Annotated in this window: 24 protein-coding genes and 1 pseudogene; 14 read left to right on the plus strand and 11 right to left on the minus strand. The window is 67.1% G+C overall.

Annotation, left to right across the window (positions count from 1 at the left end):
* Positions 1-7: 7 nt before the first annotated feature.
* The 5 genes from A5658_RS09975 to A5658_RS09995 form a co-directional block, all read right to left on the minus strand.
* Positions 8-958, minus strand: a complete 951-nt coding sequence (locus A5658_RS09975; RefSeq protein ID WP_156751343.1) for a PPE family protein — start codon at positions 956-958, stop codon at positions 8-10.
* Positions 959-1,009: 51 nt separating this feature from the next.
* A complete protein-coding gene (locus tag A5658_RS09980) occupies positions 1,010-2,392 on the minus strand; it encodes a PPE domain-containing protein (RefSeq protein WP_067333542.1) in 1,383 nt (460 codons plus the stop codon).
* Positions 2,393-2,397: 5 nt separating this feature from the next.
* The gene (locus tag A5658_RS09985) at positions 2,398-3,096 is read right to left on the minus strand and encodes a YoaK family protein (RefSeq protein ID WP_082993071.1); all 699 of its coding nucleotides are present in this window, start codon (positions 3,094-3,096) and stop codon (positions 2,398-2,400) included.
* Between the two features lie 259 nt (positions 3,097-3,355).
* Entirely contained in the window at positions 3,356-4,330 is a 975-nt protein-coding gene (locus A5658_RS09990; protein WP_067333544.1) for a cation diffusion facilitator family transporter, read from the minus strand.
* Positions 4,331-4,507: 177 nt separating this feature from the next.
* Positions 4,508-5,119: a cation transporter gene (locus A5658_RS09995; protein WP_067333547.1), complete on the minus strand. Its 612-nt coding sequence runs from the start codon at positions 5,117-5,119 to the stop codon at positions 4,508-4,510.
* A 730-nt stretch (positions 5,120-5,849) separates the two neighbouring features.
* On the opposite strand from A5658_RS09995, the gene A5658_RS27975 reads away from it, so the two are divergent.
* The 7 genes from A5658_RS27975 to A5658_RS10030 all read left to right on the plus strand — a co-directional run bounded on the left by A5658_RS27975 (position 5,850) and on the right by A5658_RS10030 (position 9,997).
* The gene (locus A5658_RS27975) at positions 5,850-6,008 is read left to right on the plus strand and encodes a hypothetical protein (protein ID WP_156751344.1); all 159 of its coding nucleotides are present in this window, start codon (positions 5,850-5,852) and stop codon (positions 6,006-6,008) included.
* Positions 6,009-6,192: 184 nt separating this feature from the next.
* Positions 6,193-6,543 (plus strand): helix-turn-helix transcriptional regulator, encoded by a 351-nt coding sequence (locus A5658_RS10005; RefSeq protein ID WP_067333591.1) that lies wholly within the window; start codon positions 6,193-6,195, stop codon positions 6,541-6,543.
* Positions 6,544-6,572: 29 nt separating this feature from the next.
* Positions 6,573-7,235 carry a cation transporter gene (locus tag A5658_RS10010; RefSeq protein WP_067333593.1) on the plus strand — a complete coding sequence of 221 codons (663 nt, stop codon included), beginning with the start codon at positions 6,573-6,575 and terminating at the stop codon, positions 7,233-7,235.
* 248 nt (positions 7,236-7,483) lie between these two features.
* A complete protein-coding gene (locus tag A5658_RS10015; protein ID WP_067333551.1) occupies positions 7,484-8,206 on the plus strand; it encodes a DedA family protein in 723 nt (240 codons plus the stop codon).
* Entirely contained in the window at positions 8,203-8,976 is a 774-nt protein-coding gene (locus tag A5658_RS10020; RefSeq protein ID WP_067333553.1) for a response regulator transcription factor, read from the plus strand. Before A5658_RS10015 ends, A5658_RS10020 begins: the two co-directional genes overlap by 4 nt.
* 335 nt (positions 8,977-9,311) lie before the next feature.
* On the plus strand, positions 9,312-9,581 hold the full coding sequence (locus A5658_RS10025; protein ID WP_067333555.1) for a hypothetical protein: 270 nt from the start codon (positions 9,312-9,314) through the stop codon (positions 9,579-9,581).
* Positions 9,582-9,583: 2 nt separating this feature from the next.
* On the plus strand, positions 9,584-9,997 hold the full coding sequence (locus tag A5658_RS10030; RefSeq protein WP_067333557.1) for a low molecular weight phosphatase family protein: 414 nt from the start codon (positions 9,584-9,586) through the stop codon (positions 9,995-9,997).
* A 62-nt stretch (positions 9,998-10,059) separates the two neighbouring features.
* Here the strand turns inward: A5658_RS10030 and A5658_RS10035 are convergent, their stop codons facing one another.
* The 5 genes from A5658_RS10035 to A5658_RS10055 all read right to left on the minus strand — a co-directional run bounded on the left by A5658_RS10035 (position 10,060) and on the right by A5658_RS10055 (position 13,009).
* The gene (locus A5658_RS10035) at positions 10,060-10,740 is read right to left on the minus strand and encodes a cation transporter (RefSeq protein ID WP_156751345.1); all 681 of its coding nucleotides are present in this window, start codon (positions 10,738-10,740) and stop codon (positions 10,060-10,062) included.
* Between the two features lie 138 nt (positions 10,741-10,878).
* Complete coding sequence (locus tag A5658_RS10040) at positions 10,879-11,133, minus strand: SHOCT domain-containing protein (protein ID WP_067333562.1); 255 nt, start codon at positions 11,131-11,133, stop codon at positions 10,879-10,881.
* Between the two features lie 45 nt (positions 11,134-11,178).
* Positions 11,179-11,496, minus strand: coding sequence for a hypothetical protein (locus tag A5658_RS27465; protein ID WP_082993067.1), 318 nt, complete (start codon positions 11,494-11,496; stop codon positions 11,179-11,181).
* A gap of 179 nt (positions 11,497-11,675) precedes the next feature.
* Positions 11,676-12,629, minus strand: a complete 954-nt coding sequence (locus A5658_RS10050; protein ID WP_067333567.1) for a M56 family metallopeptidase — start codon at positions 12,627-12,629, stop codon at positions 11,676-11,678.
* Positions 12,626-13,009, minus strand: coding sequence for a BlaI/MecI/CopY family transcriptional regulator (locus A5658_RS10055; RefSeq protein ID WP_067333569.1), 384 nt, complete (start codon positions 13,007-13,009; stop codon positions 12,626-12,628). Before A5658_RS10055 ends, A5658_RS10050 begins: the two co-directional genes overlap by 4 nt.
* Positions 13,010-13,414: 405 nt before the next feature.
* Here A5658_RS10055 and A5658_RS10060 point away from each other — a divergent pair, with 405 nt between their 5' ends.
* The 7 genes and pseudogenes from A5658_RS10060 to A5658_RS28415 all read left to right on the plus strand — a co-directional run bounded on the left by A5658_RS10060 (position 13,415) and on the right by A5658_RS28415 (position 20,782).
* A complete protein-coding gene (locus A5658_RS10060; RefSeq protein WP_067333572.1) occupies positions 13,415-13,825 on the plus strand; it encodes a hypothetical protein in 411 nt (136 codons plus the stop codon).
* A 106-nt stretch (positions 13,826-13,931) separates the two neighbouring features.
* On the plus strand, positions 13,932-15,080 hold the full coding sequence (locus A5658_RS10065; protein ID WP_067333575.1) for a PLP-dependent cysteine synthase family protein: 1,149 nt from the start codon (positions 13,932-13,934) through the stop codon (positions 15,078-15,080).
* A pseudogene (locus A5658_RS10070) lies at positions 15,077-16,309 on the plus strand (MFS transporter); the annotation flags it as partial. The gene A5658_RS10065 and the pseudogene A5658_RS10070, both read left to right, overlap by 4 nt.
* Positions 16,310-16,877: 568 nt before the next feature.
* Positions 16,878-17,195, plus strand: coding sequence for a hypothetical protein (locus tag A5658_RS27980; RefSeq protein WP_156751346.1), 318 nt, complete (start codon positions 16,878-16,880; stop codon positions 17,193-17,195).
* A gap of 297 nt (positions 17,196-17,492) precedes the next feature.
* The gene (locus A5658_RS10085) at positions 17,493-18,674 is read left to right on the plus strand and encodes a PPE family protein (protein ID WP_067333582.1); all 1,182 of its coding nucleotides are present in this window, start codon (positions 17,493-17,495) and stop codon (positions 18,672-18,674) included.
* A 676-nt stretch (positions 18,675-19,350) separates the two neighbouring features.
* Entirely contained in the window at positions 19,351-19,986 is a 636-nt protein-coding gene (locus tag A5658_RS10090) for a DUF305 domain-containing protein (protein WP_067333584.1), read from the plus strand.
* A 454-nt stretch (positions 19,987-20,440) separates the two neighbouring features.
* The gene (locus A5658_RS28415; RefSeq protein WP_197503090.1) at positions 20,441-20,782 is read left to right on the plus strand and encodes a hypothetical protein; all 342 of its coding nucleotides are present in this window, start codon (positions 20,441-20,443) and stop codon (positions 20,780-20,782) included.
* On the opposite strand, the gene A5658_RS29310 is transcribed toward A5658_RS28415, so the two are convergent.
* Positions 20,743-20,913 (minus strand): PPE domain-containing protein, encoded by a 171-nt coding sequence (locus A5658_RS29310; protein ID WP_082993070.1) that lies wholly within the window; start codon positions 20,911-20,913, stop codon positions 20,743-20,745. The genes A5658_RS28415 and A5658_RS29310 overlap by 40 nt on opposite strands.
* Between the last annotated feature and the right edge of the window lie 78 nt (positions 20,914-20,991).

Raw genomic sequence — 20,991 nt, forward strand, 5'->3', positions numbered from 1 at the left:
GGCGGTCCTATCCGATGCGGCGGGGCGCATGCGAGTTCATGTGCCTTGGGTGCGGTCGAATTCGCGTCGGGCGGTGGGGGAGGGTGGCCTTGAAGGGCTGTACGGGCGCCGGCCCGGACTCGGGCCAGGATTTTTGGCCGTCCCAGCCACTGAAGGTGTCATCGTCGACCAGACCGGACAGGGTGTTGAACAGTGATGGCGGAAAGTCGGCGAACGACACCAAGTCTGTCGGGGTGAGCAGGGCGATCGCCGTGAAATCGACGGGTGCGTTGATGAACAGGTCAGCGAGGTTGGCCAGGGAAGTCAGTGGAGTGATCTGGGCCGGTGCCGCCAGCGCGGACAACGCTTGCGGCGCAACCGATATCGCGCCTTGAGTATTGCCGGCGGCGCTGCTGCTGGTCGCAGCGGCTTGGTGGGCCGCGGCGTCGGGGTCGGTGGTGGGCTGCGGAGAACCAAATGGTGTCAGCACGGCCGCGGCCGCCGATGAGGCGGCGTAGGTGTACATGGCCAGGGCGTCTTGGGCCCACATCTGGGCGTAGAGCGCTTCGGTGGCTGCGATCGCGGGCGTGTTCTGTCCCAGCAGGTTGGTCGCCACCAACACCGCCAGTAGGCTGCGGTTGGCGGCGATCTCCGGCGGGGGCACCGTCGACGCGAACGCCGCCTCGAAAGCGTTCACCGCCATGCCGGCTTGGGCGGCGGTGTGTGCGGCATGGGTGGCTGTGGCGCCCAGCCATTGAATGTAGCTCTCGGCGGCAGCGGACATGGCCGCGGCCGACGGCCCCGCCCAGGCCTGACCGAGGTCTGACACCACAGATTGATAGCCGGAGGCCGCGGTGTACAGCTCGTCGGCCATGGTGTCCCATGCCTGCATCGCGGCCAGCATCGGCCCCGCTCCCGGCCCGGTATACATCCGGGCGGAGTTGATCTCCGGGGGATAGCTCCCGAAATCTAGTGGCACGCGTTCCTCTTCCAGATGACCGGCGTAGTGACTCGACGGGCGGTCAGCGTGTCAGCGACCCAGCAGACGGTTCTTCTGCTCGGCGTATTCGTCATCGGTGATGAGGCCCTCGTCGCGCAGCTTGGCGAACTCGCGCAGCTCAGTTGCCACCCCGGTCACGACCGCGCGCAGCGTTTCTGGCGGCATCGCCTCCATCTCGTGGGCGGGCGCGCGATCGGCGCCAATCGCCTGCAGTGCGGTGCGAGTCGCCGCGCGTGCCCCGCGCGCCGCTTGTCCGGCGCCGGCAGCCACGGCGCCGGACATCACCCGCCCGGCCATTCCCGCCAGCGCCATCTCGCTGAGCGTGCTGCTCGAATCGGCGTCGGCTGCTGCGGGGACTTCGGCGGCACTGGCGGTACCGGGCAGTGTGAACGCGATCGGGCGCACCGCCGGTGTGGCCACGGCCCAGGTCGGCGGTACAGATAAGGCGCCGACGGTGTTGGCCTCGCCGACACCGGCCTCGACGCTGGGCTCAAACAGCGTGCCCTCCGGCAAGTTCAGCAGCGGCGCCGGAAACGGCTTGATCGGCGCCGGAGCGGTGCTTGGATAAGGTTCCTCGCCTTCCCAGCCGCTGATGATGTCGTCGGTGTGAATGCCGGTGCCGGCGCCGACGATGCTCACCGGAAAGCCCGTCACCCCCAGCACATTGGCCGGTACACCTATCAGGAAGGTCGCGGCGCTGGAGGGAACGTTCAAAAATATGGTCAGAAAGTCGGCCAGGGTGTTCAGCGCATCTGCGGGGTCGGTTGCGGCCGGAGCCGCCGCGGCCGCACTCGCCAGCGCGCCGGGGACCGCGGACAAGGCGCGCTGAACTGTGCCTTGCGCCATGCCGGTCGCTGGACCGGTGGCTGTGCTGATCGCCCCGCCGGGGTTGGTGGTCTGCGGGGCCGGGCTGAACGGTGTCAGCGCCGTCGCCGCGGCTGACGAAGCCGCGTAGCCGTACATCGCAGCCAGGTCCTGGGCCCACATCTGCCCGTATTGGGCTTCCGTTGCCGCGATCGCCGCGGCGTTTCGTCCAAACACATTGGTCGCCAACAGGGTCGTCAGCTGGGCGCGGTTGGCCGCCACCATCGCCGGTGGAACCGTCGCCGAAAACGCGGTCTGGTAGGCAGCTGCCGCGGACTTGGCCCGAGCGGACGTCTCTTCCGCCTGAGCTGCCGTGGCCTGCAACCACGCTACATACGGCGCCGCCGCCGCGCTCATCGACACCGACGCCGGCCCCAGCCAGGGACCGGAAGTCAATTCCGTGACCGCCGCCTGATAGGAGTTCGCCACCGCAGTCAGCTCGCCGGCAAGGCCATCCCACGCCGCGGCCGCGGCCAGCAACGGCGCCGACCCGGCTCCGGAATACATATTGGCCGAATTGATCTCCGGCGGAAGGCTCCCGAAATACATCGGCCCTACCCCCTCAACTCGGCGCGGTAGCGAACCCGATCGCGCCGCGTGTGTATCTGGGTGATGGCGCTCAACACCACGCATGCCAGCGCCGCGGTCGCGATCATTTGCGAACCGCTGACGATCAAACTGATGCATCCACCAATGACCGCGCCCGACACGAAGCTCAGCCACAGCATGAAATAGCCGAACCAGTCCTGGAGTTGCCCCCCGCTGATATGGCGTTCGATTCCCTGACCGAGTTTGACCAAGGTGCCGGTCACATAGCTCAACGGAATGGACACCTCACCACCTTTGACGAAGGAGGTGTTCAGGGCGCCTACGCCCAGCGCGACGAAGATGACCGGAACGAAAGACACATCGGGGGTATTCCACCCGTCGACGGTGATGTCGACCGCGGCAGCGACGACCAAAAAGAGGGCGGTGAGCACGGTGGGCCCGTGCGGCGTGTCGACCTCCCACAGATGACGCCGGCACAACGACGCGATGACTACCCCGCCGACAAACGCCAGAATGATGAGTCCGGCCGTCACTGATAGCCACGTGTCACCGCGAAAGTATCCGAGAACGGCGCGCTCGCTGTTGCCGGTCATGAACGTCACGAAATATCCCGCGGAGTGGGTGAACGCCGCAGCGCCCACCAAACCGGCCACCGCCGCCAAGATCCACGACAAACGCGCAGTGCGACAGCACATCTCACGCATCGTGGGGGTGTGCGGCGCTGTGTCGGTGTGGTGTCGTGATGGTGGGGAGCCGTCGTCGGTGTCGAGCCTGGTCGGCCGCGACACTTCACCGGCGGAGCAGGGTGCTGCCCCCGGCGGCGCCAATGTGCTCAGTGCGTCATCGTGCATGAAACAGACACCCTCCTGTCGAATGTGCGGCGTCAGCACCGCGACCGTGTCGGCCATGTCCTTGCGCGACCCATCGAGGGTCTTACCGTGCAGGCATGAAAATCGTTGATGGTTATTTCGGTCTATCCGGCGACTGTCGCGGTTTGCTCGCCGGGTATTCGCGCGCTGCATCACAGTGGGCGCAGCCGTCCGCGTCATCAGCACCGGTCGACTCGGACACGTCGAGCTGCAGCGTGCTGTGCGTTACGCCGTGTTGGTGCGCTAACACCTCCGCCAGCTCGCGTTTGGTGGCGTGGAAGTCCGCGCCGGTGGCCAGGATGACGTGCGCCGACATCGCCGGCGCACCGGAGGTGATCTCCCAGATGTGCAGGTCGTGCACCGCCTGCACGGCGGGATGATCCGCCATGGCCTGACCGATCACAGCGGGGTCCAGGTGCTGGGGCGCGGCCTCGAGGAAGACTAAACTCGCTGCACGCACCAGGCCCACGCCGGCGCGCAACATCAACGCGACCACCACCAGCGTCGCGATCGCATCAGCTCGCACATAGCCGGTGAAGACCACCACGAATCCCGCCACCGCGGTGGCGATGAATGCGAACAGGTCGGTCAAGATGTGCTGAAACGCGCCCTCGACATTCAAGCTGGTGCGATTCGCGCGGCTGATCATCGACGTCGCCACCACATTAATGACCACACCCACCAATGCCGTTGCCAGAACCAGCTTTCCGGCCACCGGCGGTGGGTCACCCAACCGCCGAACCGCCTCATATCCCAACCAGCCCGCCAGCACCAGCAACGTCACCCCGTTGGCCTGGGCCGACAACACTTCGACCCGCTTCCAGCCGTAGGTCATCCGTCCCGCCGCAGGTCGCGCGGCAAGCCGAATCGCCCACAGCGCCAGCGCAATCGACGCCGCATCGGTAAGCATGTGCGCCGCGTCGGACAGCAGCGCCAGCGAGCCGGCCAGCACCCCGACCACTACTTCGCCGCACATGAACGCGGTAATCACCGCGAACGCGGCTCCCAGCCATCGGCGATCTGCATCCGGAGAACTAGGACTGTGCGCATGGTTGTGACCGCCGCTCATCGCGTCTCGCTTTCCGTGTCCTCGACGTTTGCTTCCCATCGCGTAATATATGCGCATATTGCGATATGTGCAATTGGCTGACGTGAAACGCAGTGCGAACAGGCGAAGGTCAGCCGAGTGGGGTGCGGCGGCAGCCCGCCACCCGCAGGTCAGGATGGCGTCAGTTTCTCGGTGGGTTCAGCAACCGCAGCCCTGGCCGCGCCAGGCGCGGACGCCTTGCCAAATTTCGATCCCAGCTATACCGAGTCCGATGGCCGGGTCAAGCCACCATCCGCCGGGCCATTGCGCTGTTGCGAGCAGTCCGATGAACACGGTCAGGGCCTGGCCTGCGCACAAATAGCTTTGGGTGCCTTTGCTCGCGGTCGCGGCCGAGCGCAGTCGATCTCCGAGTTCTCGCTGCGCCCATCCCAGGACCGGCATCTGCAGCAGGGCGAACGCGGTGATCGCCAGAGCGCTCGGCGTGGGGTTGGGCTCGTGCTGCGTTACGAGGTGGTGGATGGACTCGGCGCCCAGGTAGGGTGCGGTCAGCCAAAACGAGACCGCGATCCCGCGTTGCGCCCGCCGCTCGGCGGTGTCAGACACGGAGCGCGATCCGCCAAAGCGCCACACGACGACCAGGCTGCCCACCGCCTCGGGTGCCCCGCCCAGCGCCCAGGCCACCAATGCGATCGACCCGACGGCCGCACCTTGCCACAGACCCACCGCACCCTCGGCGACAACCAGGGCAAAGCTGATCCAGGCCAATCGGCGCGCCCACCGCGCACCCCAGTGCCAGGCGGGGCCCTGCAGGCGCGCCGCGCGCTCTGCGGCGAGAGTTGCAGTTTGGCCGTAATCGGGTGGAGGTGTCGGCGTGCGGCTCGCTGGCGGAATTGGCGGTCATGCGACACCTTGTGCCCCGGCAGCGGTGCCGGACCACGCCCCGTCCGCCATCCGATGCGACGCGTCGCATTCGGCAAAGTCCGACGCCCGGCCGCGTGAACCAGCGGCCGCCCCTGGGTGAGTGGGTCGGTCTCGGTCAGGTAACGGAGGTAGTGCCGCAGCGGCACAGCCGTGAAAAGTGGTTGCAGCAAAACCCGGCATTGAATGCTCCTCGACGCGCTGACGGTGACAGTCCAGACGGCGCGCTTGAGCTGGCGGAGACCCGCTAGCGACCACGCGGGACAAGCGCTGCGGTCGCATCGTTGCGTCTTAGGCCATGCCCAGGGAGGCGGGCAGGATTACCGCGCAGCAGCGACTGTCCGTCGCATCCCGGTTGCCGATTCGATGGGTGACACCGACTGGCGCGCGACCGCGCTCAGCGGCGTAAGAGGCACAGCCGAGTCAGTAAAGCTCGACCCCAAATCAGCAGAGCATGCGCGCGGGGCGGGGCCCGCCCGGCACTGACACCTGCGCCGAATACTCCGATGGTGCACACCGTCGCCGCCATCGTGAACGCGACTGCGAACAGGCCAACCACGGACTGGGGCGACACGGCCGCGGAAAGCAATCTCGGGCAATGTGAGCCGCCCGCAGGACGGGGATGGTAGGCAGCCGCGGCGCGGAGCGTCGGGGCCGCATCCCCGCTGATCGACAGCGCGCCGATGTCACCGCCGGCGGAACGCCACGCGACATCGCGCTCGGCGACGCCGCCGGCGAGCAGGCAGAGCCCTACCGCGATCGCCAACACCGATCGCTGTAGCCGCGGGGCAAAAACGCTTCCAAGCACAGTATGCCGAGGCTAGCACCGCGACAGACCGCATCGGTGGACCGTGCCGGCAACGTCGCGCCGGGCATAGTGCCAGTCGGGCGTAGCCATTGGTGCAGATCGGCGAAGCTCGTCTAATTCGAGCGCGCAAATCTCATCGTATGATCGTCAGGTGGCGATGTCATCGGCAGCAGCCGATCGGATAGTGCTAGCTCCAGCCGTGGCGTTATTCGGGTCGCTGGCTGATCCGACGCGGCTGGCGATTCTGCAGGAGCTCGCGGTACGGCCAGCGCGGGTAGTGGACCTTCGAGTGCTCCTTGGTCTCGCCCAGTCCACGGTCTCGCAGCACTTGGGCTGCCTGCGAGATTGCGGCCTGGTGGTCGCCCAGGCAGTCGGCCGGTCCTCGATCTACTCGCTGGCCCAGCCCGAGTTGCGCGATCTGCTCGAAGCTGCTGAAGCAGTCCTCGCCAGCACCGGCAACGCAGTTGCGTTGTGTCCCACCTACGGCGCACCCCAGGAGGAAACGTGAAAGAGCCGTCGACGTCGCTGCCTGCAAGCATCGACACAGAGCATGAATGTGACTGCTGTCGCTCTGAAGCCCCGCCACCACCGGAGCGCGATGCGGGATGGCGCACAGCGGCCAGGCAAGCCCGGTTGCTGGCGTGGGTGTCGCTGTTGTGGATGGTCGCCGAAGGGGTGGTCGGACTGTGGCAGGGTTTGGCCGTCGGGTCGATCGCCCTGATCGGCTGGGCGCTAGGCAGCGCGGTTGAAGGCCTTGCCAGCGTCATCGTGGTGTGGCGCTTTTCCGGAGCCAGAACCTTGTCAGACACCGCGGAACGTCGCGCTCAACAGGCGGTGGCGGTCAGCTTCTGGCTACTCGCGCCCTACGTTGCGGTGGAGTCGTTTCGTCTTCTTCTGTCCCAACACCGCCCTGACACCACACCGCTGGGCATGGCGGTGGCGGCACTGAGTTTGCTGGTGATGCCCGTGCTCGGTTACGTCAAGCAGCACCTGGGGGCACATCTGGGCTCCGGCGCGACCGCCGGCGAAGGCATCCAAAACTATCTCTGCGCAGCGCAAGCGGGTGCGGTGCTAACGAGCCTAACCGTCACGGCCGTCTGGTCCGGCGGGTGGTGGGTCGATGCAATGATCGGTCTCATTATTGCGGCATGGTCGATATGGGAAGGCATCCAGGCTTGGCGCGGCGAAGACTGCTGCTGACCGCGGCGCTATGAGCGGCGTGCCGCCGTACGTATCTGACCTCACTTCGCGGCTTTGTGTCGCGGACCGCGGATTTCTGGTCGAGCGCTAGGAAGCAGATCGCGCTCGTCGCAGACACAGTTGCGCGACACATAGAAGTATTGCAATATGGCTATAGGAGAGCGTTACGACCAGCCGCTCCTCGGGGTGTGGCCGGACATTGAGCGCTTCCGGTCCACCCCGCGGGGATCCCTAGAGGACACAAACGCATGCAGCAGTTCATTGTTAGCTTCGGCCTTTTGGCCATCTTTGTGCTGATGGTGGTCGAAGCGGCCGGCATCCCGATCGCTTCGGAGGCCACCATGCTGCTCGGTGGCGCACTCGCTGGCGGCGCCATGGCCGGCGTGCACATGGACCTCGCGCTCGTGATCCTGGTCGGCACCGCCGGCAACGTCGTCGGCAGTTATCTGGCCTGGGCAGCGGGCCACTACGGCGGGCAGGCTGCGTTGCGCCGCTGGGGCGGCGGGCGGCGCACCGATACCCACCTTGATCGAGCGATTCGCTGGTTTGACCGTCATGGAGCATCGTCGGTGTTCTTTGGACGGCTGGTACCGGTCGTGCGCACCTTCATCTCGTTGCCGGCCGGGCTCGCTAATATGCCGCCGCTGCGTTTCGGTGTCTACACCTTTCTGGGATGTCTGCCCTGGACTGCGGCGCTGGCGGGCATCGGTTACGGCATCGGTGGAAACTGGCGCGCCGCAGCACATGCTCTGCATTCGCCCCCGGTCATCGCGGTCGGTGCGACCGCCGTTGCGATTACAGCTGCTGCACTCGTCCTCGGCCGTCGACGCAGCCGCCGCCGTCTCGACCAGCGACAATCGCGGCCCCGTGCCACGTCCCACCGATCACAGCAGGCACAGCCGGAGCAATCATTGCTCTTGCCCAGGACGGAACGCGAACGGGCAACCGCCTGTGGTGCGACTAGACGATGACACGCAGGCGAGCATTTGCAACTGTTGACGGCACGCGGTCGCCTCGCCGAATTGCTGTCAAGCAACCACCACCCCTCCGGCGAGCCGACGGATCGCCAATCCGGGTGGTGTTGTTCGGTGAAGAACCTGGGTTGGCCAGTTTGGTCAAAATGTCGCTGCACTACGAGGGCTGGATTGTCGATTTGGTGCGCACTTGCGACGACGCCGTCGCGACCCTTGACCACCTTGCCGCCGACGTGCTTGTCGTCGATATGCCGGTCTCCGACTTCGACGTCTCCCACGTCCTGCGGCGAGTCCGTACGACTGACGTCTACACCCCGTCGTTGTTTCTCATCGCACAGGTATTGGTCGAAAAGCGGCGAGTGGCTACGACGATGGGCGCCGACGACTACCTCGGCAAACCCTTTAGCCTCGAACAGCTTGCCGCGCGACTGCGCGCGTTGCTGCGCCGCTCATGGCAGCTGCCCCCCGACAACGAGATCATTACCATCGGCGACCTCGTTATCGACGGCGTGAGCCGCGAAGTCACCTGCTGCGGAACCACGTTGCCGCTGTCGAGCACCGAATTCGAACTGCTGCGCTTCCTCGCGCGCAACCCGGCCCGAGCAATTACCCGCGATGAAATTCTGGACCGAGTCTGGAACTACAACGCTACCGTCCGCGGCAGCAACGTCGACATCTACATCTCCTACCTCAGAAAGAAGATCAAAGAGCAGCCCGTCATCCACACCGTCCGCGGCGTCGGATTCATGCTGACCCCCCACCCCTAGGTGACGCGGCCTCAGTTTGACGACGTCATATCGGTGCACCGAACATCATCGAGCGTTTTCGGCGCCCGTCCTACGACCAATTTAGGAGGCAAGCAACGGTTTCTTCATCCTCGCACTACTGCGGCCGAACGGTTCGTCCGACAACATTTTCAAGCCCTGGCTGAGGTGGACGGCGCGACCAGCGACGGCAAACCCTTCATGCTGATTTGTGCACTCACAACGCCGCCGCTCGCCGATGCTTTGGGCTACCTTCACCCACCTCGCCGGCGATCAGGCCATGGCTTGGGTGGGGGCTCGGAACCCAGCGACGAGATCAACCCATCCGCCATCGCCGCATGACCGTCGTCGTGATCGACTTTGCCGGCGCAAAGCAAGCCCTGGATCGACGAAATCGTCCACGCCGCGGACGTCATAGACACCTTGGGCTGCGGCGACGCCCGCCCATCATTCTGGAAAAACGCGACGGAAGCTGGGATCTGCCCGACCACGCTGGCCGCGGCATCGATATGGTGCGGCCCATCGGCGACACCATCGCAGGACGCCTCCGCGACGTTCTGACACAATTCGACGTCTCCGTCAGGGGTGAGCCCGCACGACAGGATTAGCGATGACTGTTCACGTAGCACCCACGGTGCTGTTCGTCTGCGTCAGCAATGCCGGCAAATCGGTGATGGCACAGGGCATCATGCGCCACGCCGCCCAGGGGCGCATTCACGCACTGTCGGCTGGAACCCACGCCGCGACCGCGGTCAACACCATTTCTGCGCAGGAAGTCGGCATCGACATCAGCGACCATCGACCCACCCAGCTCGACGACGCCGTGATTGATGCCGCCGATCTGATCGTTGTCGTTGGAACCCAAGCCCAACTCCCGGCGACCAGCACGCCGAACGAGATCTGGGACACCGACGAACCATCCCGGCGCGGCATCGGCGGCATCGAACGCATGCGCCTTATCCGCGACGACATCGCCACTCGCGTCCACGATCTCGCCGCCCGGCTCACCTATCACCACAGCTAGCGCGGCCCTGCGGTGGCGCGCACTCGCAGACTATGGTCCCCGGTCGTGGGCGCCTCGCTGCGTCAGATGCCATCACCATCGACGAATACCTGATTAGCCCGGGCCGCGCTGAGGGTGACCACGTCTCGGCAGCACGCGTTCGTGGTTGCCGCGGGCATGCTGCGGTCGTGACCTGATCCGCCGGGCGCCCGGTGCTCATCGCGATCGCCGATCGTTGCGCCTCCAGCTGCCACCGATGCGTGGGACACGTGATATCCCTGCTCTTCAATCGCCTCGATCAGCCGCCGAGCGGTCGCGCGGTCGTCGTGAAAGATCCTGACCGACTGCGTGCCTACGTCGACGTCGGCGAGGCCAACACCCTCGATGGGGGCGATCACACGCACGATGGCAGCCGCACACGTCCGGGACGCCATCCCAGGCAGGACCAACGTCGTTGCCGCAGTGCGCGACCGCGTGTTGCGCGCCGCATCGAGCGCAGGACCGAATCTGGTGGCGTCAGCCAGCTCGCCGGCGGTCAGCCACCTGTGACCGTGCACGGCGGCAGCCAATGGGCACGTGCCGAGGAGGCGGTGCGGCGTGTCGCTGCTCGCCCGTTCCAGCGAACGCTGGACAGCGCGGATTCGCTCGACGACATCGACCCGATACGCGCCGAGGGTCAGCGTCTGTGCCACATCGTCGAGCTGCTCGCGCGCGAACAGCACGTGATTTACGGTAACGCGGTCATCGGTCTGACCCAGGCTCACGTAGGTATCTCCTTTGGGCTGGCGGGATGATGACGTGACGCGCGCCAGGGATCAAGTGATGGGGGCGGCGCCGGCCGCGCCCGCTGCCGCAGGCCCGCAGCCGGCAACGGCTCACCGGCGAAGCTTTGTCCGGCGCCCTCACCGGTGTTGTTTGAGCACGGCTGTTCGTCGCTCGAATTCTTCGTCGTCGATCTCGCCTCGTGCGTATCGCTCCGCGAGTAGCCCCTCGTCGTGGGGTGCGCGTACCGCAGGGGTGCTTGGACCCATCACCGACGCCAGATGCCGCACGCCGATTACCACGGCGGCGATCACCACCGCCCACAACAGAAAGGTTTCAGCTACCCAGACCCAGTGAGCCCAGCCGGCGCCACCGCACACGTGCCCCATCATCATTGCGACTCCTCTGCAAATCCCTTGCGTGTTCTGGGCTGTCGCCGGTCAGGGCCGGGGCGCGGGCATACCTGGCATCGAAGTCGGCCCCGGCATCGGCGACATGGAGGGCATCGGCGCCATCGTGGGCATCGGCGCTTTGTTCATCGGCATCTTCGGGTCGTCCATCATCTTTTTCATGTCAGCCTCCATGGACTTGCAACAGTCCTGATGCGGGGAATGAGCCAAGTCTGGACGGCTGAACAGGAGATAGGCGCCGGCGGCGATGACGAACAATCCGACGGCAATGCCGGTCACGGCGAGCGCTCGGTACAGCCAGCTTGACGGTGCGGGGTGCGTGCTGCTGGCGGGTGTCGGATCAGTCATTGGATTCCTCCCTGTGCGGACCGGCCCTTCCGATCTACTGTTCTACTAAGTAGATCAGTAGATCGGCGTTAACGCAACTGCAAGACCTGTCAGGAACGTTCCGCAGCGCTGTTGTCGCGGCGTGGCACGGCGGCACTGCGCGGTGATACGTCGCTGCCGCAACCCGGATCTCGGCGGTGTTAGGTCCTGCATAGCAGCGCGCCCGATGCGGCCAGGGTCAGAGTGAGGAACGGTCCCGCGGCCAGGACCACGACCGCACCCGCGAGTGCCAGGCGGGCGCGGGCGATCACCGAGCCGGTGGGCGGCATGGCGAGTCGTTCGGCCCGCTCCCGTACAGCCAGGTCGGCGACCGCGAGTGCCCCGATCGGGGATGGGCCGCACAACGCCGTCAAACCAGACAGCAGCGTCGCCGCGCCATATCGACGCGCGGAGTCATCGTCGGCGCACATCTCCAGTAGCCGCGACACCTGGGTGAGGCCCTCGCGTATCAGGGTGAGCATGGGAAAGACCGCGGCGAGGCCCCGCAACGCCGTAACAATCAGCGCGTGGTGCCCGGCCAGGTGGGCTCGTTCGTGGGCGAGGACGGCCGCGAGTTCGTCGTCGTCGAGTGCAGCCGCTGCGGCGCTGGTCACCACGATTGTCGAGGGCGGGCCTGACACGCAGTACGCGGCGCGTTGGCTGGCTTCAACGATCACCACGTCTGGGTCATTGGTGCGCTGCCCGACCAGACGCACAGCCTCAGCGTGCTCGTGGGCGCGGGCCCGCAGGCGTGCGACGGTGCGGGCCGATCGTGCGATGGCGAGCACCGACCCGATCGCTGCTGCCACCACCACCGCGCCCAGCGTGACGTGCGATGAGAGCCCCACGCTGTCACCAAGTGCAACGATCGCCCCGCGCAGTTGGGCTAGGCACGACATCGCCAGGGCGCGAGGGTAGTTCCACCGACCGGCCACCTCCAGGACAACGGCTGCTGTGACGACCAACCAGATCGCAATGACCGTCCCGATCGCGGTCAGCCAGGCCGCGACACCGAAACGGGGAGCATGACCGGGGCGAGTCAGCACCTGCAGGAGCGGGGGTGCTGCGACGAGCACCGCCATGCTGTAGAGAAACAAACACGCGGCCTCGCTCACGACTTTTCCGATCGTCTCGCCAGTCCCCGCAGCACGTCACGCAAACGCCGGGATTCCGCCGGACCCATCTGCTCCACGAAGTGGTGCAGCACCAATTCAGGACGGCCACCACCGTCGAGCGCCTCCCGCATCAGACGCGCGCTGTGTTCCTCGCGCGACAACGTCGGCCAGTATCGGTAGGCCTTGCCGGCGCGTTCGCGGGCCAGCCAGCCCTTCGTGTGCAGGTTGTCCATCGTGGACATGACGGTGGTGTAGGCGATGGTGCGCTCGGCGGCCAAGCCGTCGAACACCTCGCGCACTGTCGTCGCCGAGGATGGCTCGCGGCTCCAAATGCGGTCCATGACAACCGCCTCCAGCTCACCGAATCCTCGAATCCGCACTGGACCTCCAACCTGCGAGCCAGCGTCGCCGAACCGGGATGCGGGGACCTGACACGAATTACTACATGCGTACGTACATAGTAGTTCAAGGTCCGGGTCCCTCGAGCGGGATGGCGACGCAATCAGGTCAGCGCGCGGCCGCAGAGAGGTGCGCGGTGTTCCATCACCGGATCAACATGATCCGGGGATTGATCGATGGCTTCCACCACTTGGCATATACGGGTGGGGGGTATACGATGCCTGTATGGCTGCTCGACGCTCAGGTGCGGTTCTCCCCGGTCAGACGACCGGGGCGTGGACGCGCGTGGGCGGCGCCCAAGGGCGTGTCGGTCAGCTCACCGGGGTAATCATCGCCTCGTGTGGGCCTGTGGGGGGTCGGTGTCGCACATGTTTGATGTAGCGCGCATGACACCTCGATCTCGGCGTGTGCTGGCCGCGCTTGCGGTGGTGTGGCTGGCGGGCTGGACGCTTCTCGTGGGCGCTCATGATGTCGGCGCACACGCGGAGTCGGTGGCCGCTCGTCAGGCGCACGCGGTGCTGGATTCAGCGCACAGCGGGTTCACGGTCACTGCGGGTCACCCGCATCTGGGTAGTGGGTCGCCGATACCGCATCCGGAGCAGTTGATGACCGCGGTCGTGCCGCGCTCGGCCACAGCATCGGACGCGTTGACACTGGTGAGTGTCATCGCCGGCGCCGCGGTGGCGGGGTGGTTGATCCTGCGCGGAGTCCCGGCCGGGCGGGGTCCGCCGGCGGGGCGTCTGGCTGTTCTTGCCGGTCAAGATCGTCTGATTCGGTTCTGCTTGTCTCGTCGCTGACTGGTCAGCGTCAAGTCGTGAGGCGTACGCCCGCGGCTGGTGGCCGCTGACCCTTGTCACATGCCGCGCTGTGGTGCGCGGTTTCGCGAGAAAGCGACGATCCCTGATGACTGACCTCTTATCGTTCGACAACACCTGCGTGAAGCCACTGTCTGCGTTGAAGGTGGTGCAACCACGCGACTGCGGCCGGCCCGCCCCGGAGACCTATGTGCGCCCGGGCGCAATGGTGGGCCAAACCCCCGTATTGCGGATCGGGGCGCCGCTGGCGCCGGCCGGGCGGGGTTTTTGGGCCAAGCTGGAAGGCTTCAATCCGGGCGGCAGCATGAAAGACCGCCCCGCGATGCACATGATCGAGGCGGCCCGCGCGCGCGGCGAACTGGCGCCCGGGGCCCGCATCGTGGAGTCCACCAGCGGCAGTCTGGGTCTGGGGCTGGCACTGGCCGGGCAGGCCTACGGTCATCCGGTCACGGTGGTGACCGACCCCGGCATGGAGCCGATCGTGCGAAACATGTTGGCCGCCTACGGCGCGCAGGTGGAGCTGGTCGACGCGCCGCACCCGGTGGGCGGCTGGCAACAGGCCCGCAAAGACCGCGTCGCACAATTGCTGGCCGCGCACCCCGGGGCGTGGTGCCCCGATCAATACAGCAACCCCGACAACATCGACGGCTACCGGTCGTTGGCGCTGGAACTTGTGGACCAGATCGGCCGGGTCGACGTGCTGGTGTGCTCGGTGGGCACGGGCGGGCATTCGGCCGGGGTGGCGCGGGTGTTGCGCCAATTCAACCCGCAGATGACGCTGATCGGGGTCGACACCGTCGGCTCCACCATCTTCGGACAGCCGGTGGCGTCGCGGTTGATGCGCGGACTGGGCTCGAGCATTTATCCCCGCAACATCGACTACGAGGCCTTCGACGAAGTGCACTGGGTGGCACCCCGCGAGGCGGTGTGGGCGGCGCGCGCCCTGGCGGCCAACCAGTTCACCAGCGGCGGCTGGAGCGTGGGCGCGGTCGCGTTGGTCGCGGGCTGGGCGGCGCGCACCTACCCCGGTGCCGCCCGGATCGCGGCGGTGTTTCCTGACGGGCCGCAACGCTATTTCGACACCATCTACAACGACGACTACTGCCGCGAGCACGAGCTGCTGGATTGGCAGCCCGTCGACGAACCGGCGGTCATCACCGACCCCAGCCAGCAGGTAGTGACCTCCTGGACCAGAACGACCTCCGTCACCAACCCCGCCTTGGACGTGGCCGCATGAGGGACTTCCTGACACGGTGGCGAAGCTTCGATCGCGCCGCACACGTATTGATGCTCAACCAGTTCGGTATCAACCTGGGTTTCTACCTGCTGATGCCGTATCTAGCCGGGTACCTCGCGGGTCCGCTCGGGCTGGCCGCCTGGGCGATCGGTCTGGTCCTGGGAGTACGTAACTTCTCCCAGCAGGGCATGTTCATTGTCGGCGGAACCCTGGCCGACCGGATCGGCTACAAGCCGCTGATCGTGGCCGGCTGCGTGCTGCGCACCGGCGCGTTCGCGATGCTCGTCGTGGCCCACTCCCTGCCGGCCATTGTGATCGCCGCCGCGGCCACCGGGTTCGCCGGCGCATTGTTCAACCCGGCGGTGCGGGCCTATCTGGCCGCCGAGGCCGGTGAGCGTCGTGTCGAGGCGTTCGCCATGTTCAACATCTTCTACCAAGCCGGGATCCTGCTGGGCCCACTGATCGGAATGATGCTGATGGCCATCGACTTTCGGGTCACCGCCGCCGCCGCGGCGGCAGTGTTCGCCGTCCTGACCGCCGCGCAGCTCGCGGCGCTGCCCCAGCGCGAACGCGAGCCGGAACCAGACACAACCTCGGTTGTCCAGGACTGGCGGATCGTCCTGGGTAACCGGTCGTTCGTGTTGTTCGCAGCCGCGATGATCGGCACGTATGTGTTGACCTTCCAGGTGTATCTGGCGTTGCCGCTACAAGCCTCGGTGCTGGCCCCGGGCGCTCAAACCCGTTTGGTGGCAACCATGTTCGCCGTCTCAGGTCTGATCGCGGTCGCCGGACAGTTACGCATCACCGGCTGGTTCGCCAACCGCTGGGGACCCCGGCGCAGTCTGACCGCCGGGGTGGCCATGGTGGCGGCCTCGTTTCTGCCGCTGGCCGCCGTCCCCGACGGCCAGCGCGTCGGGACCCCGGTCGCGGTGGCCGCCCTGCTGATCTCGGCCGCTCTGCTCGCGATCGGCTCGGCGGCGGTATTCCCCTTCGAGATGGACACCGTCATCGCCCTGGCCGACAACCGGCGGGTGGGCACTCACTACGGGTTCTATAACACCATCGTCGGTGCGGGAATCCTGATCGGCAATCTCGCCACCGGAACCGCCTTCGGTGCGGCACAACGAGTCGGTGCCGGCGCGCTGGTATGGGGCGGGCTGACGCTGATCGGCGCCGGCGCCACATTCGCGCTGTGGCGCCTCAATCGCGCCCACCAGCCCCGCGGCGCGCACATCGAGCCCGCCGCCGGCGGACCGGTGCTGTCGTCGCCGCCCGCCGGGATCAGGCGGCCGGCGGGGCGGGTCCCCGCAGCGGCCTGCGCACCGGTCGCGAGTCTGCTGGCAACGCGGCCGCACCCCGGGCGCGCCGTTGCGCGGCTCCCGCGGGGTCCGGTCCGCCGACGCGAATGCGAACGTTCCCTCGCCGCGGGACCCGGCAACGGCTCCCGCGAACGACCCGCCCGGCACACCGCGGTGCTGTGACGACATGACCGACCCACAGACCGGTATACCGGTAGACGGTACGGGTATTAAGCGCCCGCGCACCGACGCGCCAACGTATCCACTCGGCGTAAGTACTGATAGCCGCCTCAGCTGCGCTGATCACCGTGAAAGGCTCCGACGGTTCGGCGCGGCGCAGCGCGATGACGACGACACCGCCTTCCGCATACCCCCCGCATCTGGGTATTATCCAGGCATCAGAAGGCCTGGCCACGCCGGCAGATCGGCGACCTTGCGGACCGCGTGCGCGACAGCACTGGCGGCGTGTCTGGTGTTGGTCGCTCTGGGCTGCGGGTGGATGCATTTGGCGAGTCTGCCGTTCGGGACGCCGCACGCCTCGGCGGCACCGGCGCAGCCCACCCACGGCGGCATCCACGCCCACGACGCATCCGCGGATCAAGGATTGGCACCCCGATGCTCGAAGTTGCTGGCCACCACCGCAGCAACGGGACAGGCCGTCAACCCGGCCGGCCTCGACCTCGTGGTAGTGCTGGGCGTCGCCGCAGGTGTGTGGGCCCCTCGCGTAGTGCCCGCTGGCCGTGGGCCGCCCACAGCGCCACGCACTGTCCTCGCCGGCCGAGACCTGCTGACTCGGCTCGGTATCTCGCGCCGCTGACCGGCTGACCGCCGGGCTTTCGTCTCACCGTCGTCGCGGCACCACCGCCACCACCGTCGAGCCGCAGTCACCGGCCGCAGCACGGGCACATATTGCGCGCACCGGCGGCCCGCACGGCGGCGCCGCCGCTGCAGCAGACCCGACCCTGCGCGGTGCGCCGCACCCGCATCGGCGCCCGGGTCAGCAAGGACGCAGTGACCGCCGTGACGAACGTGCTGACCCCGCGAGACCACGCTGCGCGCGTACCGGCGTCGGCGACCCCCACCCTTTCACTGTCAGTTAAGCCAAGGTGACACAATGGATTTCGCTGCTTTACCGCCGGAGATCAATTCAGCCAGCATGTACGCCGGCCCCGGCGCTGGACCGATGCTGGCCGCCGCCACGACCTGGGACGGTCTGGCCGAGGACCTGTATTCCACCGCAGCGTCCTACCAATCGGTGATTTCCGGGCTGACCGGCGGCCCGTGGCTGGGTGCGGCGTCGGCGGCGATGGCGGCCGCGGCGACACCGAACGTGCTGTGGATGACGACCGTCGCGGGCCAAGCCGAACAGACCGCCGTCCACGCGCGGATGGCGGTGACCGCCTATGAGACCGCATTCGCGATGACCGTGCCTCCACCGGTGATCGCGGCCAACCGCAGCACCCTGATGGCGCTGATCGCGACCAATGTGTTGGGGCAAAACACCCCGGCGATCGCGGCTATTGAAGCCCTCTACGACGCCATGTGGGCCCAGGACGCCACGGCGATGTACAGCTACGCCGCCAACTCGGCGAGCGCGGCGACATTGCCGACATTCGCTGTGCCGCAACACACCACGAACCCGGCCGGTTTGGCCCATCAGGCCGCCGCCGTCGGCCACGCCGCCGGCGCACCGGCCGCGACGAGCGCGCAGACGGCGCTGGCCGAGCTGACCGCCGCGACACCGCAGACCCTGCAAACCCTGGCGGCGCCCACCTCGACAGCAACGACGTCGGGACTCGACTCGCTCACCACGCTGCAGCCGGTGATGTCGGCGACCAGTTCGCTGGGCTGGATCACCAGTGCGGGCCTGTCCAACGCCAACCAGCTCAAGAATTTGTTCCCAGCAGCCAGCACGGCAGCCGCCGCCGCGTTGCCCGCCGCCACCGATGGGCTCGCGCCGGCAACCGGCGCGGCGGGCTCGACAAGTCTTGCCGGGCTGGGCTCTGGCGGAACCCAGGCCGCGGCGTCGGCCGCGGTGGGTCGGGCCGGCACGATCGGCCCGCTGTCGGTGCCACAAACCTGGGCCACCGGTGCGGCGCCGATCAGTCCCGCCGGGTCGCTGACGGCGCCCACCCCGAGCGTCTCCTCGCCGGTGGGGCCCGCCGCGCCGGCAAGCATGCTCGGCCCGGTGCCGCTGGCAGCGGGCGCCGGGCGCACCGACCCCAGCCCGGCCAGCGCAACACCCCGATTCGATACCCGTCCCAGCGTCATTCCGCGGTCACCGGCCGCCGGATAACACCACCACAAAACTGTGCCGCGCAACGGTTTACCGCAGCATCACCCCCAGGAGAGAAGACCCGATGAGGATCTGGAGATCACCCGACCCGGCCGCGGCGCGACCCCAGCACACCACCAACCGGCGCCGCCGACCACCCACCGGGGAGCGCGCAGCAGCCTCGCGGGAACATATGGTGACGCCGTTGGCGCGGCGCGATCGCCCCAGGCACGTCATGACCCGCCGCTGCGACCGCGACCCCTACGCGACGTGGGACGCCGCGTACGTGCTCGGCTCACTCTCAGCAGACGATGAGCGTGACTACGAGGCACACCTCGGAAGGTGTCGCTGCTGCCGCGATGTCGTCGACGACCTTCGCGTCATCCCCGCGTGGCTCGCGCTTCTGGATCGCATCGAGGCCTGCGGCCCGGTTGCGCACAGCCCTGGCGCCGCAGGCCCGCGCGAGCGGCGTCGGTGCCGCAGACCGACGTTGTGGACGCGGAGGTGAGGCGTCAACCCACCGCGGCGCGCCGTCCGCACGGTCCACGCACCGGACGCCCCTCGCCGGTGTGTGCCGGGCGAATGCCCCGGACATCGCTGGACTGCCGCGCACCGTGAGCACAAGGGTCACGATGTCTTGGACCGCCCACTTCGCACAACTGCACAATCACCAACCAACCGAGGAGACACCACGCTCATGACCCATCGATCCCCACTGTTCGTGCTGGCCGCGTTCGCAACTCTGCTGGCCTTGACGGCATGTGGCAGCGCGCCCCATCAGCCCAGCCCGAGCGGCTCCGCCACAGCCCCCGCGGGGGCATCGAGTTCGCCGGCGAGCGGGCAGACCCACAACGCCGCGGACGTCACCTTCGCCCAGCAGATGATTCCCCACCATCAACAAGCCATCCAGATGAGCGACATCATCCTCGGCAAAACCGGCATCGACCCGCGTGTCACGCAGTTGGCCAACCAGATCAAAGCCGCGCAAGGACCCGAAATCCAGACGATGCAGACCTGGCTGCGCCGATGGGGGCAACCGCTCGAGCCGGCACACGGGACACCGGGAGACGCGATGCCGGGAATGCCGAACCACAGCGGCATGAACGGCATGATGTCCGACGCCGACATGGGCGCTTTACGCAACGCCGACGGCCCCGCCGCCGGCAAGCTGTTCCTGACCCAGATGATCGAGCACCACCGGGGCGCCATCGACGCCGCCCAGGTGGAAATCAGCTCCGGTCACGACGCGCCGGCCGTGACATTGGCGCGCTCCATCGTCAACAGTCAGCAGCAGGAGATCGCCACCATGCAAACCGTCGAGGCATCTCTGTAGGGGGCATCTGATTCTGGCCCGCCACCGTCGGCCGGCGATCGGAGCTGGTAACTGCGGCCCCTGATCGTCGGCCGGCGTGCTTAAGGCAGGTTCACAAATACGCTTCCCTGCGATAAGCGTTGTGGCGGTGCAGTTCTCGCACGCCAGGAGCTTGAGCAAAAAGCTTCAGAAAACTCCGGCGGCGGCTACCCGCAACGACGCGACGCATCGCCACATGAGCTACTGAGTGAATCAGGGCTGCAGCAACTAGCGTATCCCTGTTCGCTGATCCGGCCGTCGGCGCGCGGCGCGGCGAAGATGCGAGCGCATTAAGAGCCGCTGGCCGTGGCCGCGGCACCGGTCATCACGGTCCGTGGTGCGCAAGGGGCGGCGTCGTGATCGACCGGCTTGGCGGCCGAGGGCACAGTCCGGCGGCAGCCTCACCGATGTTTCGCCCCTCCTGCCGCCTGACGTGTTGGCCGCGCTCGCCTATGTGGACGGGGCGGCCGCGGTGAACCGAGTGGTGAAGGCCGATGGCGTCACCTGCTCCGCCGCAGCGGTCGTCCAGCCCGGCGATACCGACACGCAGCTAATCACTTACCGATTTACGGTGCTGGAAGGTCATCGAACCCATCATGACGTATGGCACATCACGGGAACCGCGGCACTGTGTTGCCGCATGAGGAAGATCGCGATGAGCTGGCCAGGTGAAGAGTGGGTCAGCGGCGGCGGGCTGGCCGACCGACGAGCCAGAGTCGGTGTTCTGCTGGGGCCGAATCAGTCACCGGATGCCAGCTCCGAGACCACGGATTGGTAGCCGTCTGCCGCGCTGTACAGCTCGTCAGCAAGTGCCGCCCCGGCTTGCGCAGCGGCAACCATCGGCGACGACGCCGGACCGGAATACATTCGGCCGAAGTCGGGATCCGGCTGACATAAACCGAATTCCATTGCTGCGCAATCCCGTTATCCTTGTCACGCGGCTCATTGACGGGCGTACCCCCCGGAAGCCGGTGTGCGTTTTAGCGA

Origin of the sequence: Mycobacterium sp. 1245111.1, from assembly GCF_001673405.1 — a bacterium.
Taxonomy (GTDB): domain Bacteria; phylum Actinomycetota; class Actinomycetes; order Mycobacteriales; family Mycobacteriaceae; genus Mycobacterium.